This is a genomic window from Kosakonia radicincitans DSM 16656 (genome assembly GCF_000280495.2).
GTDB lineage: Bacteria > Pseudomonadota > Gammaproteobacteria > Enterobacterales > Enterobacteriaceae > Kosakonia > Kosakonia radicincitans.
Map to the genome: position 1 here is coordinate 3,976,028 of NZ_CP018016.1, position 15,337 is coordinate 3,991,364.

The window sequence follows — 15,337 nt, forward strand, 5'->3', positions numbered from 1 at the left end:
GAGAGTAATGATGAGCGCCTGGCTAATTTATGCGTTGTTATCAGCGGTCACCGCTGCGCTGGTGGCTATTTTCGGCAAGATCGGTTTGCAACATCTCGACGCCAATACTGCCACGGCGATCCGTGCGGTGGTAATGGCCGTATTTCTGGTCGGTGTGGTCGTGGTGCAGGGCAAATTGTCGCTGGTCGCCACTGTGCTGGCCGATAAAAAAGCGCTGCTGTTTGTGGTACTGAGCGGCATCGCGGGCGCGCTGTCGTGGCTGTTCTATTTTATGACGATCAAAAGCGGCAACGTATCGCGGGTTGCTCCCATCGACAAGCTGAGCGTGGTGTTTGCCGTGATCCTGGCGGTGATCCTGTTTGGCGAGAAAGTCTCACTGATTGCGGCAGCGGGCGTGGCGTTAATTACTGCCGGTGCGCTGATGGTTGCGCTGGGGTGAGTTTGCAACAGATGGCAGCCCCGATCCGCAAAAATTTAAGGCTCCCGAAGGAGCCTTTTTTCTTACGCGTTTTTCAGCACTTCGCTGACAATTTCTACCGCTTCTTTTTCAATCAGCTTCCGGTGTTCGTCACCGAGGAAACTTTCGCAGTAGATTTTGTAGGCGTCTTCAGTACCTGACGGACGCGCGGCGAACCAGCCGTTGTCGGTCATCACTTTCAGGCCGCCAATCGATGCGCCATTGCCCGGAGCAGCCGTCAGACGCGCAGTGATAGGGTCGCCTGCCAGCGTGCTGGCGCTCACCATTTCCGGAGAGAGTTTGGACAGCGCGGCTTTCTGCGCGGAAGAGGCAGAAGCCTGCAAACGGTTGTAGCTCGGCGCGCCGAAGCGTGCCGCCAGCTCATCGTAATGCTGCTGCGGGTTTTTCCCGGTCACGGCGGTGATCTCAGCCGCCAGCAGACACATGATGATGCCGTCTTTATCTGTTGACCACGGCGTACCGTCGAAACGCAGGAAGGACGCGCCCGCGCTCTCTTCACCACCAAAGCCGAAACTGCCGTCATGCAGACCATCAACAAACCATTTGAAACCCACCGGCACTTCCACCAGCTTACGGCCAAGGTCGTTAACCACGCGGTCGATCATCGCTGAAGAGACCAGCGTTTTGCCGACGGCAACATCTTTGCCCCACTGCGGACGGTGCTGGAACAGGTAGTTGATAGCAACCGCCAGGTAGTGGTTCGGGTTCATCAACCCTGCCGGGGTTACGATGCCGTGACGGTCGTAGTCCGGATCGTTAGCAAACGCCAAATCGAACTTGTCGCGCAGCGCCAACAGACCCGCCATCGCACATTCGGAGGAGCAATCCATACGGATCGCGCCGTCTTTATCCAGGTGCATAAAGCGGAAGGTCTGATCGACCTGATCGTTAACGATGCTCAGATCCAGCTTGTAGTACTCCGCGATACGCTTCCAGTATTCAATACCGGAGCCGCCCAGCGGATCAACGCCCAGTTTCAGGCCAGCTTTCTGGATTGCCGCCATGTCGACAATGTCCGCCAGCCCTTCAATAAATGGCTGCACCAGATCTTTTTCTGTCACATGACCGGAGGCCAGCGCTGCATCCAGCGTAAGACGTTTCACGCCTTTCAGACCATCCGCCAACAGCGCATTCGCGCGGTCTTCCACCACTTTGGTAACGTTGGTATCAGCCGGGCCACCGTTAGGCGGGTTGTACTTGATCCCGCCATCTTCTGGTGGGTTATGCGACGGGGTGATAACGATACCGTCCGCCTGCGCGCCGCCGTTTTTGTTGTGTACCAGAATGGCATTTGAGATGGCAGGCGTGGGCGTGAAGCCGTTATTTTCCTGCACGATCACATCCACACCGTTTGCTGTCAGCACTTCCAGCACGGAGATAAACGCCGGTTCAGACAGCGCGTGAGTATCTTTACCCACATAGCACGGCCCGGTAATCCCGTTTTTTGCACGCTCTTCGGCAATCGCCTGAGCGATGGCCAGAATGTGTGGCTCGTTGAAGCTGTGGCGATGGGCGCTGCCACGGTGGCCGGAAGTGCCAAATTTCACCGCATGTTCTGAATTACCGACTTCAGGTTTCAACACATAGTACTGCGCAGTAAGCTGGGCGACGTTAATCAAATCGCTCTGTTGTGCAGGTTGACCCGCACGCGGGTGGTTAGCCATTGCCTGGTCCTTTCAATGCAAGGATTAAATTGTGCCGCAAACTTTTTCAATCAATTCCGCCGGGAACTGCATTGACTGCATGATGTGCTCAATCATGCTGCATTTACGACCCGTATTGGTGTTGGTGATGACCCAGTAAGGGGTGTTCGGCACCTGCTTCGGTTTGGTCTGGTTGCCGTTCTGCAACAGGGTTTGCTCATTGACGGCAAAGTATACTCTTGTGCGCCCGTGCAGTGATTCAGTGGATTCCGTAAAGCCTTTGTCGTCGAGTGAATAGAGGGTAGACAGCACCATCAGGAAACGATTGACGGCCTTTTTCTGCTCGGCATATTCATCAGAGAGGAGCAGCTCACGCACGGCGCGGACTTTATCTTTTGCGGTATTAGCCGGTTTGATGCCTTCGACAGCAACGACGGTACGCGGCTCTTTTACCGTTGCAAGAGAAGCGGCAGGCTGTGCCGGTGATACGGCGGAAAATTTCAACATGCGCCGTAAAATGTCGGATGCGCTCTCGCCGATATGCTTAGTATGGCTGGCAATATAACTGTAGAGCTCATCATCAACTTCGATCGTTTTCATCTTAATCCAGTGCGATATCTAATCTGAATACAAGTGTTGGGATTATAAAGTGAAATCTCAACAGCGGATAGCGTCAAACCAGGATGGCGGCAAAAGTAAGAGTAATTCTTAACCTTGCAGCCGGGCGGCAGAATGTTCACCATAATAACCTAACCCGCCAGAGTGAAAAAAAGAACTTTCCTATGAAATTGAATACGCGAGCGCAATCTGCACAACATCCGCACAACAATTCTCCTGTCGTCCTTGTCCACGGGCTGTTTGGTAGCCTCGATAACCTCGGCGTACTGGCCCGCGAACTGGTACAGGAGTATGACGTGGTGCAGGTTGATATGCGCAACCACGGTCTTTCCCCCCGCTCCGACGAGATGAACTATCCGGCAATGGCGCAGGATCTGCTGGATACGCTGGACGCCCATCATATCGACAAGGCTATCTTTATTGGGCACTCAATGGGCGGCAAAGCCGTGATGGCGCTGTCGGCACTGGCGCCGGAACGCGTAGAAAAGCTGGTGGCGATTGATATTGCACCGGTCGATTACCATGTTCGCCGCCATGACGAGATATTTGCCGCGATCAATGCCGTCACTGACGCGCAGGTCACTACGCGCCAGCAGGCGGCTTCGCTAATGCGCGAGCATGTAAAAGAAGAAGGCGTGATCCAGTTTCTGCTGAAATCGTTTGTTGAGGGCGAGTGGCGTTTCAATGTTCCGGTGTTGTGGGAGCAATATCCGCATATTGTTGGCTGGGAAACCATTCCCGCATGGCCTCATCCGGCACTGTTTGTCTGTGGCGGCAACTCCCCTTACGTTACGGAGCAGTACCGGAGCGCTTTGCTTGAACAGTTCCCGCAGGCGCGCGCGCATGTGATTGCTGGCGCCGGTCACTGGGTGCATGCGGAAAAACCTGAAGCGGTAATGCGGGCAATTAATCGTTATCTCGCTGAAAAGTCAAACTGATTAAAAAGGCGGCGACCAGTCGCCAGAACGCGTCCGCCCGTTGGCGCGCCCGTTATGCTGATGTATGATGGCGCGCTATTCAGCCCGGGCGGCAGCCCGATTGCTTGTCTTTCCCGTAGTATGCTTAAACATGGCTAAAGAACAAACGGACCGTACAACCCTGGATCTGTTCGCGAATGAGCGTCGCCCGGGACGGCCGAAGACGAATCCGCTCTCGCGTGATGAACAGTTACGCATCAACAAACGCAATCAATTAAAACGCGATAAAGTTCGTGGGCTTAAACGCGTCGAGCTAAAACTGAATGTTGAAGCCGTTGATGCATTAAACGAACTTGCCGATGCGCGCGACATGAGCCGCAGCGAACTTATCGAAGAGATGCTGCTGGCACAGCTGAGCGCATTGCGCGGAAAGTAATTACTCCGAATCACCTCTCTTATTTCTACGTTTTCATGTGTCATACAGTGCACTCCGCGGCGATAGCTGTTTTCGCGCGCTTCTCTGTTCTGCTATGATTGCCCTTATCTGTGGGCGTAGCGCCACCATCATATTCATTAGGTTTCAAGAGGTTATTTTACTCATGGCAATTACAGGTATTTTCTTCGGCAGCGACACCGGCAACACCGAAAATATTGCGAAAATGATTCAGAGTCAGCTTGGTAAGGACGTTGCCGACGTACATGACATTGCCAAAAGCAGCAAAGAAGATATCGAAGGATATGACATTCTGCTGCTCGGCATTCCGACCTGGTATTATGGCGAAGCGCAGTGCGACTGGGATGATTTCTTCCCGACGCTGGAAGACATTGATTTTAATGGTAAGTTAGTTGCGCTGTTTGGCTGCGGCGATCAGGAAGACTATGCAGAATATTTCTGTGATGCGCTGGGTACGATCCGCGATATTATTGAGCCGCGCGGCGCGACCATCGTGGGCCACTGGCCGACTGCAGGCTACCATTTCGAAGCCTCTAAAGGTCTGGTGGATGACGACCATTTTGTTGGTCTGGCCATTGACGAAGATCGCCAGCCAGAACTGACCGCAGAACGCGTGCAAAAATGGGTTAAGCAAGTTCGCGAAGAGCTGCATCTTGATGACATCATCAACGCCTGATTTTACGGCGTAATCTGTGGGTTACGTGGTATTAATAGGTAAAAGCAATGGAAATAATTGCTACAAATTTTTAACTTTTTTCTCCATCGCTGTACAATAAGCCCTGCTAAAGTGGTGTCATAAAGCACAGGAGTTGCTGGTGACACCACGTTTTAAAAGCTTACTTTACTTGAGGACTTGCAGTTTTCATTTAGCCATGGCAGTTCTATAATGAGACGCATTATCCCAGGTGCATTCCTTCTAACTTCCATTGAGGAAGTGAATCGTATAGCAACAGGACAGATTCCGCATGACTGACAACAATACCGCATTAAAGAAGGCTGGCCTGAAAGTCACGCTTCCTCGGTTAAAAATCCTGGAAGTACTTCAGGAACCGGATAACCATCATGTCAGTGCGGAAGATTTATATAAACGACTGATCGACATGGGCGAAGAGATCGGGCTGGCGACAGTATACCGTGTACTGAACCAGTTTGATGACGCCGGCATTGTGACCCGTCATAACTTCGAAGGCGGGAAATCCGTTTTTGAACTGACTCAGCAGCATCACCACGATCACCTGATTTGCCTCGACTGCGGCAAAGTGATCGAATTCAGTGATGATTCCATCGAAGCGCGCCAGCGCGAAATCGCCGCGAAACACGGTATTCGTCTGACGAACCATAGTCTTTACCTGTACGGTCACTGCGCCGAGGGTGACTGCCGCGAAGATGAACACGCGCACGACGCGAAATAATCCCTTTTCATACTCAAGCCAGCCTTCGGGTTGGCTTTTTTTTTGCCCTTCAAAAACAAAAATGCCCGGCAGGTTTGCGCTGCCGGGCAGGTTACTTCAGCAATAATTACGCTTTCACGCTATCCACACGGCTGAAACGTTTACCGTCCGGGCTGGCGGTACGGATCTGCACTTCCCCGCTCACCTGAGGACGCGCTTTATTATCGTAGCGCAGCCAGTTTTTACCGCCGTCCGTAGAATATTCCACGACCATTCCCGGGAAGCTGGTATTGGCTTCCAGCTTGCCGCCAACCACGCGCGCGCCCGGTACAGGCAGACGGTAGTTGATGCCTGCTTTGTCCAGTTTTGCCAGTTCACGATGGCCTAACAGATTTGCAAAGCGGCTCCAGTCTTTATCCAGCGCTTTTACATCGACCAGATGAGTTTCACCGCCTTTGTACTCGCGCCCGGCCTGATAATCCTGTTCCCAACCGGCGCGGTGCCAGGCACGCTCTGCGACCGCAATCATGCGTGGATAAATCATGTATTCCATCTGGTTGTCGGTACGCACCACTTCACTCCACAGCTGAGCAGAAAGACCATAGGCTCCAGGCCACGGTTTATCCGATTTCGCGCTGAATGGATTGCCGTCACGATCCAGTGAAGTTTCAGCATTTTGCGGCATGTTATCCGGCGCAAAGCTGAAGATCTTGCGCTCATCGCTAAAGCGCGTGCCCCAGTAGTAGCCGCTTTCCGCCGGATGGACTTCGTTCGGGAAGTCGAGGTAAACATAGTCCGGGTTCGAGACAATGACGCGGAACCCTTTGTTCGCCCAGTCATTTACTGAATCGAAACCGCCCCAATAGAGCGTATCCCAGAAGTTAACATTGACGTGATCGGTGGCAAACTCAGCGGCATTTTTGGCATCTTTCAGGCCATCCTGCCACGCCTGCATGGTACCGATACCGTGCGCTTTCACCAGCTTGCTGACCTCAATACCAAAGTAGCTGGAAAGATGCTCAACATCTGCAACTTTACCCTCTTTAACCATAGTCTGGCAGACCTGAGATTTTGCCCACGGTTTGTCCTGCTTGCTCTGATCGATGATACCTTTGCCCGCTTCCGGTTTTTTCTGGTCGGTATAACCCGCCCCCAGATAGATGTTTTTCGCTTCGTCACCGCCAAAATGCCAGGTGTTCAGCGGTACACCCGCTTCTTTGTGCATTTGCTGGATTTCGCCAATCACTTTATCGACGAAATTGCGCGACGAATCGAGGCAAGGGTTCAGATAGCCAGTGCGGTTATAGAACTGTACCCCGGTGGTATTAGAGGTGTCCGTCGGATCCAGCAAACGGTACTGATTCGCCTCTTTCTCTTTACCCTCTTTCATCAGGCGCTCATAGCGCGCTTCCATTGAGATCACGGCTGCACGGGCGTGTGCCGGCATATCAATTTCCGGGATCACTTCAATCTGGCGCGCTTTCGCGTACTTCAGTATGTCGATGTAATCGGTTCGGCTGAAGTGGCCGCTGCCATTGTTGTTGCTGTCCGGGCCGGAACCCAATTGCGGCAGCAGGCAGGTTTTCTCGCTCAGATCGTGGCAACGTTTACTGCCGATGTCGGTCAACTCAGGCAGACCAGGGATCTCAATGCGCCAGCCTTCGTCATCGGTAAGGTGAAAGTGGAATTTGTTCAGCTTATACGCTGACATCTGATCCAGCAGGCGTAGTACGGCATCTTTGCTATGGAAGTTACGTCCCACATCAAGCTGAATACCGCGATAATCAAAACGCGGTGCGTCTTTTGCTTCAAGCCGTGCGATTTTCTGCTCGCCACTGGAAGGGATCAGCGACAGCAAAGATTGCAGGCCGTAGAACACGCCAGCCTGATCAAAGCCGGTGATTACCGCCTCATTTGCCCCAATGTGCAACTGATAGGCACCAGATATGGCTTCATCACCCGCAAAAGCCTTCACTGCGATCTCTGTACGGATGGGATAACTGCCCTCTTTGACGCCCAGCAGCGCGAAGCGCGACTTCACCGCTTCCTGCGCATCCGCGCCTAGCGCAGAGAGATCGAGCTTCACGCCTTTGCTCAGATCCACATCCTGACCGGAGATTTTTACCTCCTGCGGCGTGGGTATAATCTGGCCGCGCAACGTGGCGAGGTTCAGCGCTTTGACGTCGCTATTTTTCTCAAAGCGCGCTTCAGCGGTCATCAGGATGTTTTTATCATCCGGCGTACGTTTCCATTGGCCGTCGAGCGGCGTAATAAACTGGAACAGATCTTCGGTATCGGTATTGGCGATCACTTTTGCCGTCGCACCTTCGGCCGTCACATACCAGCGAGGCAGCACATCGGTAACAAACAACTGCCAGTACTCGTTAACAACAGGAATTTCCACTGCCTGCTTCGCCGGAAAGCCGGTAAATTTGTCCGTTGGCTCCAGTTTGTGCAGATCGCCCATGATATGGCTAACCTTAAACTGGTCATTTGCCACTTCCAGTATCGGACGGATGCTGTGGAAGTAAATCGCCCAATCCTTGTCGGTTATAGCCTCACCCTTGTTGGTCAGCGTGATCACCGCCTTATTGCAGGAAGCCCAGTCAGCACCCAGCTTCGCACAATCAATGCCGTTCTGTGCGGCAAAGTTATCCTTCACCGCGTAGTTAAGATGAAACTGGCTGATGGCGTCGACAGTATTCTGGTTTGCCAGCGCAGGGCTGCTTAATACCCCAAAGATTGCGCTGGCTAAGATGCTTAAACGTACTGTTTTCATTACTTATTCCTTGTATTTCAGCCGGGCATAACCCGGCAAACGCATCAGAAGATGGTGAATGGTGCGATAACCATAAATTTCACGTCGCGCTCATCCTGGAAGATGTTGCCATAGCCGCCGCCGTAGCTCGGAATGTCAGAATGGTTGTCGTATTGGGTAAAGTGCAGCTTGAACATCGTGCCTTTGGCGCGACCATCCTGAACGGTATAGATCGCATCAAGGCTGTAAGCGGATTCTTTCAGGCGGTAGTTTGGATCGTAATACGCATCCGGTGTTGCCATATCAGCCGGCTTCGCGTCCCACGCATAGGCGTAAGAGGCGCCGACCGTAAAGCCAGGCAGGTTCCAGTTCTTCAGGTCATACATCGCGCCGAAGAAGAGAGCTTTTTCACCATTGGCATTAAAGTCAGAGCGGTTATCCCACCAGATATCGAGACGTCCGTTGGATGACGCATAGGTTGGCGTCATACGTTGCAGGAAGTATCCTTGCTGACCGTCAGCTTTGACCCAGGTGCCTTCAAGACGCAAATCAACCTGACCAATTTTGTAGCCAAAGGTCAACGCTTGCAGCCATGCAGTGCCGTCGTAAATATCGTTCACGCCGCCATTGCTGACTTTGTCGCGGGCGCCGTAGAACTGGTAGCTGGTGCTGAGCGGGCTGCCTGCCACGTCAAATTTGTAGCTGGCTTTAGCGAAGTATTGATCGACGTAGCCTTCCGCCTGGCCAAATGCGGCCTCCAGCACCAGATCGTTTTTGAAGTCATATTTCGCGCCGAGCGAGTGCAGATAATCGACTTTGGTTTTTCTGTCGTTCTGATAAAACTTATCCATCTCGATATGCCACGGCGCCTTGTATTCATTGGTCCACATATACGAGAAGCTCAGCGCACCTGCATCGCCGTAATCAAAATTCGCCCCGGCTTCCGCCCCCTGGTAGGTGCCCGGCATAAAGCTCCAGTGCGGCGCTAACAGCGTTTGGCCGGTTGGCTGAATGTAACCCGCGCGCGCCCAGACCGGGCCATATTTAAATTTCGCGGCGGCTTTATACAGGCTGATTCCGCTTTTATCTCCTGACCAGTCTTCTTTGTAGGCTTTGTTACTGGAGGAGAAAGCAATTTCGTTCGGATGCGCGCTGTCGCCGTTTTCTGCCATTTCAATCGCGGTAAAAGCCGCAATATCCAGACCGAACATGTCCGCGACATAGCCAGACTGGAAATCCAGATTGGCGTTCCAGGTCGAGTGAGAAAGGTTAGTTTTGTATTTATTTTCCAGAACATCTTTGCGGTCACGTTCACGCTGCCAGTAATAGATACCGCCCGTGAGCGTGGAATCATCGATAAAACCTGCTGCATGAGCCTGTGGAGATACAACCCAGCCCGATATTGCTGTGACACTGGTAATAGCCAGTGCCAGTGCACTACGTTTACCACTAAACATACGCATGAGTGATTCCTTCTGGACGCATATAAACCGCCGCGACGGCGAGAAAAAAAGCAAAAAGTTTAGGTAGTTACGAAATACCCCCGAAGTAACTACCGGGTTAAGACTATTTTTCGCGACGCGAATTATCAATGCTTTTTAGTGAGCAAAATGCAGGATTATGATGAAGTGCACATAATTGGTAGTGTTTTGAAACAAATTACATAGACCGGTTAAATGATTAATTTTAACGCAATTAAATAGCATATAATGCCTTTTGTTAGCGATTACATCTTATATTTAGCTAAAATTATCTATTTGCGATCTTTTTCGATAGGTTAAGTCAACATCAATAAGAGACGACATTAATTCGCGACGCGAATATATTGTGTTATAATGGCCTAATGAATAAGCAAAAAAAAACGCCGCAGTTCGCGGCGTTTTAAGCTGATAGTCCGTGGTTGACTTAATCAGTCACCCATTTTTGCCCAGGTATCGCGCAGCCCGACTGTGCGGTTGAAGACTGCTTTGGTAGCGCTTGCATAACGGCTGTCGAGGCAGAAATAACCTTCGCGCTCGAACTGATACGCTTTACCCGGCTGCGCCTCTTTCAGAGAGGGTTCAGCATAACCCTGCTTGATCACCAGCGATTCCGGATTGATGGTGGCAAGGAAATCATCCGCCGCGCCCGGGTTCGGTACACTGAACAGGCGATCATAGAGACGGATTTCTACTGGCAACGCATGCTGCGCGCTTACCCAGTGGATCACACCTTTCACTTTACGCCCATCAGCCGGATCTTTACTCAGAGTGTCCGCATCGTAAGAGCAGAAAATGGTAGTGATATTGCCTTCGTCATCTTTCTCCACGCGCTCAGCTTTAATTACATACGCGTTGCGCAGGCGCACTTCTTTGCCCAGCACCAGACGTTTGTATTGCTTATTCGCTTCTTCACGGAAATCTGCGCGATCGATCCAGATCTCGCCGCTAAACGGCACTTCACGCGTGCCCATCTCCGGTTTATTCGGATGGTTCGGCATGGTGACGATTTCGCTGCTGCCCTGCGGATAATTTTCGATAACCAGTTTCACCGGATCGATAACTGCCATTGCACGCGGCGCATTCTCGTTAAGATCTTCACGGATACAGGATTCCAGCGAAGCCATTTCGATAGTGTTGTCCTGCTTGGTCACGCCAATGCGTTTACAGAATTCACGGATGGAAGCGGCAGTATAACCACGGCGGCGCAGACCGGAGATGGTCGGCATACGCGGGTCATCCCAGCCTTCCACATGCTTCTCAGTGACCAACTGGTTCAGCTTGCGCTTCGACATCACGGTGTATTCCAGATTCAGACGCGAAAACTCGTACTGGCGCGGATGAACCGGAATGGTGATGTTATCCAGCACCCAGTCATAAAGACGACGGTTGTCCTGGAATTCCAGCGTACACAGGGAGTGCGTAATGCCTTCCAGCGCATCGCTGATGCAGTGGGTAAAGTCGTACATCGGGTAGATGCACCACTTGTTGCCGGTCTGGTGATGTTCTGCAAATTTAATGCGATACAACACCGGATCGCGCATCACGATAAACGGCGATGCCATATCGATCTTCGCACGCAGGCATGCTTTACCTTCCTCAAAGCCGCCTGCACGCATTTTCTCAAACAGCGCCAGGTTCTCTTCTACACTGCGATCGCGGAACGGGCTGTTTTTACCCGGCTGAGTCAGCGTACCGCGATATTCACGGATTTCATCAGCAGAAAGCTCGTCAACATAGGCCAGACCTTTGTTGATCAGCTCGATCGCATACTGGTACAGCTTGTCGAAGTAATCCGAGGAGTAGCAGATGTCGCCAGACCAGTGAAAGCCCAACCATTGCACGTCGTTTTTGATTGATTCAACGTATTCGATGTCTTCTTTCGCCGGGTTGGTGTCGTCAAAACGCAGATTGCACTGGCCCTGGTAATCTTGTGCGATGCCGAAGTTCAGGCAGATAGATTTCGCATGGCCGATGTGCAGGTAGCCATTCGGCTCCGGCGGAAAACGGGTATGGATGGTAGTGTGCTTACCACTGGCCAGATCTTCATCAATGATCTGGCGAATAAAGTTAGTCGGGCGGGCTTCTGCCTCACTCATTACGGGTTCCTCAAGGCGTAAACAACGTATAACGGCATATGATCTAATAACAGGGCGCAGGAAACAACCTTTACTTATACAAATCAGCGTTGCCCGCTGGAAAGGTAATCGGCTATGGCTTGTGCGCGTGGGCAGCCTCTCTGAAACAGTGGCAAACAGAGTCAAAAGCACATCCGCTTCATGGTATCCCTTGTAATAAAGCGGCTGCAGTATGGCATTGATTAAGTGCGGGGCAAAAAAAAAGCGGCGGAGGTTCTCCCCCGCCGCTTAAGGCATTAATGCTTACTCAGGAGCAACTACTTGCCTTTAATCTCATACAGCGGCGTCTGACCGGCAACAAGCTGACCCTGCGCCTTAATAACCAGACCGCTAAAGTCATCGATATTGCTGACGACAACCGGACTAATCATTGAGCGGGCATTCGCATTGAGGTACGCCAGATCCATTTCCAGTATTGGCTGGCCCGCCACAACTTCTGCGCCTTCTTCCACCAACCGCGTAAAGCCCTGGCCGCCCAACGCCACCGTATCGATGCCCATATGCACAACGATTTCAGCGCCTTTTTCGGTTTCCAGGCAGAATGCGTGGTTAGTATTGAAGATTTTAACGATGGTGCCCGCTGCCGGAGAAACCACAATGCTTTCAGTTGGTTTCACCGCCACACCGTCGCCAACAGCTTTGCTGGCGAAAGCTTCATCAGGCACCTGATCCAGCGCAACCAGTTCACCCGTTACTGGCGATACCAGTTCAGCAATCACTGTTGCGTTCGGTACGGCCTGAGGCTTAACACTCGCCACGGGTGCAGCGGCTGGCGCTGCATTACCTGCAGCCGGAACATGGCCGGTGGTCTTCATCGCATTGGCGATTTTTTCCGCCACAAAACCAACGATGATCTGCACGCTGGTTTTGTTCAGACGGATAACACCGGTTGCGCCCAGGCGTTTAGCCAGCGCATCGTTCACCAGTGCAGAGTCTTTCACGTTCAGACGCAAGCGGGTGATACAAGCATCAATGCCGGTCAGGTTATCAGTACCGCCAACTGCGGCAATATACTGACGCGCCAGCCCACTCACATCCTGCTCGGTATCCGCACTTACGTTTACATCCTGACCATCGGTTTCGTCACCGGCAACAGCCAGCTCACGGCCCGGCGTCAGCAGGTTGAATTTGGTGATCGTGAAGCGGAAGATCACATAGTAGATAACGAAGAACACCAGCCCCTGCGGGATCAGCATCCACCACTGGGTTGCCAGCGGGTTACGCGAAGAGAGCACCAAATCCACCAGACCCGCACTAAAGCCGAAACCGGCAATCCAGTGCATGCTCGCAGCGATGAAAACAGAGATACCGGTCAGGATCGAGTGGATGACATACAATACCGGCGCCACGAACATGAAGGAGAATTCCAGCGGTTCGGTAATACCGGTGAAAAACGCGGCAAACGCGCCGGCCATCATGATGCCCAGTACTTTGGCTTTATTTTCCGGACGAGCGCAGTGGTAAATCGCCAGCGCCGCGCCAGGCAGACCGAACATCATGATCGGGAAGAAGCCCGCCTGGTAACGACCAGTGACGCCAACAACCGCTTTACCAGCTTCGATAGACTGTGCGCCGCCAAGGAAGTTAGGAATGTCATTGATGCCAGCAACATCGAACCAGAACACGGAGTTCAGCGCGTGATGCAGACCAACCGGGATCAGCAGACGGTTAAAGAAGGCGTAGACACCCGCACCGATTGACCCCATTTTCTGGATATGTTCACCAAAACCCACCAGACCGCTAAATACGACCGGCCAGATAAACATCATGATGAAAGCGACCACGATCATCACAAACGATGTGAGGATCGGCACCAGACGGCGGCCACTGAAGAAGGAGAGCGCTTTCGGCAATTCGACATTGCTGAAGCGGTTATAAAGTTCGGCGGCAATAATCCCGACCAGAATACCAATAAACTGGTTTTTGATTTTGCCGAACGCAGCAGGAACCTGATCCGCCGGAATCTTCTGGATCATGGCAACCGCAGCAGGTGAACACAGCGTGGTTAATACCAAGAAGCCGACAAAACCAGCAAGTGCAGCAGCGCCATCTTTATCTTTGGACATACCATAAGCGACACCCACCGCGAACAGCACGCCCATGTTATCGATAATGGCAGAGCCGGACTGGATGAAAAACGCCGCCAGTGCGTTTTGTCCACCCCAGCCAACCGGGTCAATCCAGTAGCCGACACCCATCAGTATCGCCGCCGCAGGCAGAGTGGCGACAGGCACCATCAGCGCACGGCCAATCTTTTGTAAATAACCTAGAATACTCACTTTTATTCCCCCTATGAACCCATCGTGAGCTCACTGAAACAGTCGTTTTTTATTGTGTAACTAACCTGAAATCACGGCTATTTATTCACTACCCTACAGGCTATTTTTTCACTACCTTGCAGAGTGTGTGAAAAATTAATTCGCCTCGCAAATTAAAAGCATTTTTTTTGTGATAAGAGTCACTAACTATCGTCAATAAGCCTCCCGAATGCTAGCAAACAAGTAAAACTTATTTTATGATCAAAAATATCAAGACGGACTGCTCCCTCTCTGTAACGAATTCAGGTTACGCTTAACACCGAGCCAGTAAGCATTCCGCCAACTTTATTCATTTAACTTTTGAGGTGAACAATGAGACTGATTCCCCTGGCGACAGCTGAACAAGTCGGAAAATGGGCAGCCCGCCATATCGTAAATCGTATCAACGCATTCAAACCGACGGCAGATCGTCCGTTTATCCTTGGTCTGCCAACCGGCGGTACGCCGCTCACCGCTTACAAAGCGCTGGTTGAGATGCACAAAGCAGGCCAGGTTAGTTTCCAGCACGTTGTCACCTTCAACATGGACGAATATGTTGGCCTGCCGAAAGAGCACCCGGAAAGCTACCATAGCTTTATGCACCGCAACTTCTTTGATCACGTTGATATTCCGGCAGAAAATATTAACCTGCTGGATGGCAATGCGCCTGATATTGACGCAGAATGCCGCCGCTATGAAGAAAAAATCCGTTCCTACGGCAAAATTCACCTGTTTATGGGCGGCGTAGGTAACGACGGGCACATTGCGTTTAACGAACCGGCCTCTTCTCTGGCTTCACGCACGCGCATTAAAACCCTGACTCATGACACTCGCGTGGCGAACTCTCGCTTTTTTGACGGCGATGTGAACCTGGTGCCGAAATACGCGCTGACTGTCGGCGTGGGCACGCTGCTTGACGCAGAGGAAGTGATGATCCTGGTACTTGGCGGCGTGAAAGCGCAGGCTCTGCAGGCGGCAGTAGAAGGCAACGTAAACCATATGTGGACCATTAGTTGCCTGCAGCTGCATCCGAAAGCAGTCATCGTCTGCGATGAACCGTCCACGATGGAGCTGAAAGTTAAAACGCTGAAATACTTCAACGAGTTAGAAGCGGAAAACATCAAAGGTCTGTAATTCAGTTTCCGCTCCGCAAGGGATGACTACG

At 51.9% G+C, this 15,337-nt stretch carries 12 protein-coding genes; 6 read left to right on the forward strand and 6 right to left on the reverse strand.

Going from position 1 to position 15,337, the window contains the following annotated elements; genetic code table 11:
• Positions 1-10 precede the first annotated feature (10 nt).
• Positions 11-439, forward strand: coding sequence for an EamA family transporter (locus tag Y71_RS19180; protein ID WP_007373887.1), 429 nt, complete (start codon positions 11-13; stop codon positions 437-439).
• 62 nt (positions 440-501) lie between these two features.
• Here the strand turns inward: Y71_RS19180 and pgm are convergent, their stop codons facing one another.
• A complete protein-coding gene (gene pgm / locus Y71_RS19185) occupies positions 502-2,142 on the reverse strand; it encodes a phosphoglucomutase (alpha-D-glucose-1,6-bisphosphate-dependent) (RefSeq protein WP_007373886.1) in 1,641 nt (546 codons plus the stop codon).
• Between the two features lie 24 nt (positions 2,143-2,166).
• Entirely contained in the window at positions 2,167-2,721 is a 555-nt protein-coding gene (seqA, locus tag Y71_RS30095) for a replication initiation negative regulator SeqA (protein WP_007373885.1), read from the reverse strand.
• A gap of 182 nt (positions 2,722-2,903) precedes the next feature.
• Between seqA and ybfF the strand changes: the two genes are divergently transcribed.
• From ybfF to fur, 4 genes are all read left to right on the forward strand, one after another.
• On the forward strand, positions 2,904-3,677 hold the full coding sequence (gene ybfF, locus Y71_RS19190) for an esterase (RefSeq protein WP_007373884.1): 774 nt from the start codon (positions 2,904-2,906) through the stop codon (positions 3,675-3,677).
• Positions 3,678-3,807: 130 nt separating this feature from the next.
• A complete protein-coding gene (gene ybfE, locus Y71_RS19195; protein WP_007373883.1) occupies positions 3,808-4,092 on the forward strand; it encodes a LexA regulated protein in 285 nt (94 codons plus the stop codon).
• Between the two features lie 163 nt (positions 4,093-4,255).
• Positions 4,256-4,786, forward strand: a complete 531-nt coding sequence (gene fldA, locus Y71_RS19200) for a flavodoxin FldA (RefSeq protein WP_007373882.1) — start codon at positions 4,256-4,258, stop codon at positions 4,784-4,786.
• 289 nt (positions 4,787-5,075) lie between these two features.
• Positions 5,076-5,522 (forward strand): ferric iron uptake transcriptional regulator, encoded by a 447-nt coding sequence (fur, locus tag Y71_RS19205; protein WP_007373881.1) that lies wholly within the window; start codon positions 5,076-5,078, stop codon positions 5,520-5,522.
• A gap of 106 nt (positions 5,523-5,628) precedes the next feature.
• Here the strand turns inward: fur and Y71_RS19210 are convergent, their stop codons facing one another.
• The 4 genes from Y71_RS19210 to nagE all read right to left on the reverse strand — a co-directional run bounded on the left by Y71_RS19210 (position 5,629) and on the right by nagE (position 14,154).
• Complete coding sequence (locus Y71_RS19210; protein WP_007373880.1) at positions 5,629-8,280, reverse strand: beta-N-acetylhexosaminidase; 2,652 nt, start codon at positions 8,278-8,280, stop codon at positions 5,629-5,631.
• A gap of 44 nt (positions 8,281-8,324) precedes the next feature.
• Entirely contained in the window at positions 8,325-9,722 is a 1,398-nt protein-coding gene (gene chiP, locus Y71_RS19215; protein ID WP_007373879.1) for a chitoporin ChiP, read from the reverse strand.
• A 446-nt stretch (positions 9,723-10,168) separates the two neighbouring features.
• On the reverse strand, positions 10,169-11,836 hold the full coding sequence (gene glnS, locus Y71_RS19225) for a glutamine--tRNA ligase (RefSeq protein WP_007373878.1): 1,668 nt from the start codon (positions 11,834-11,836) through the stop codon (positions 10,169-10,171).
• A gap of 296 nt (positions 11,837-12,132) precedes the next feature.
• The gene (gene nagE, locus Y71_RS19230; RefSeq protein ID WP_007373877.1) at positions 12,133-14,154 is read right to left on the reverse strand and encodes an N-acetylglucosamine-specific PTS transporter subunit IIBC; all 2,022 of its coding nucleotides are present in this window, start codon (positions 14,152-14,154) and stop codon (positions 12,133-12,135) included.
• Positions 14,155-14,505: 351 nt separating this feature from the next.
• Here nagE and nagB point away from each other — a divergent pair, with 351 nt between their 5' ends.
• Entirely contained in the window at positions 14,506-15,306 is an 801-nt protein-coding gene (gene nagB, locus Y71_RS19235) for a glucosamine-6-phosphate deaminase (RefSeq protein ID WP_007373876.1), read from the forward strand.
• The last annotated feature ends 31 nt before the right edge of the window (positions 15,307-15,337 follow it).

What these genes read in the sequence shown, in the direction of transcription:
- Y71_RS19180 (WP_007373887.1), top strand. Translation starts at nt 11, where the DNA reads ATGAGCGCCTGGCTAATTTATGCGTTGTTATCAGCGGTCACCGCTGCG.
- seqA (WP_007373885.1), bottom strand. Translation starts at nt 2,721, where the DNA reads ATGAAAACGATCGAAGTTGATGATGAGCTCTACAGTTATATTGCCAGC.
- pgm (WP_007373886.1), bottom strand. Translation starts at nt 2,142, where the DNA reads ATGGCTAACCACCCGCGTGCGGGTCAACCTGCACAACAGAGCGATTTG.
- glnS (WP_007373878.1), bottom strand. Translation starts at nt 11,836, where the DNA reads ATGAGTGAGGCAGAAGCCCGCCCGACTAACTTTATTCGCCAGATCATT.
- Y71_RS19210 (WP_007373880.1), bottom strand. Translation starts at nt 8,280, where the DNA reads ATGAAAACAGTACGTTTAAGCATCTTAGCCAGCGCAATCTTTGGGGTA.
- ybfF (WP_007373884.1), top strand. Translation starts at nt 2,904, where the DNA reads ATGAAATTGAATACGCGAGCGCAATCTGCACAACATCCGCACAACAAT.
- ybfE (WP_007373883.1), top strand. Translation starts at nt 3,808, where the DNA reads ATGGCTAAAGAACAAACGGACCGTACAACCCTGGATCTGTTCGCGAAT.
- nagB (WP_007373876.1), top strand. Translation starts at nt 14,506, where the DNA reads ATGAGACTGATTCCCCTGGCGACAGCTGAACAAGTCGGAAAATGGGCA.
- fldA (WP_007373882.1), top strand. Translation starts at nt 4,256, where the DNA reads ATGGCAATTACAGGTATTTTCTTCGGCAGCGACACCGGCAACACCGAA.
- fur (WP_007373881.1), top strand. Translation starts at nt 5,076, where the DNA reads ATGACTGACAACAATACCGCATTAAAGAAGGCTGGCCTGAAAGTCACG.
- chiP (WP_007373879.1), bottom strand. Translation starts at nt 9,722, where the DNA reads ATGCGTATGTTTAGTGGTAAACGTAGTGCACTGGCACTGGCTATTACC.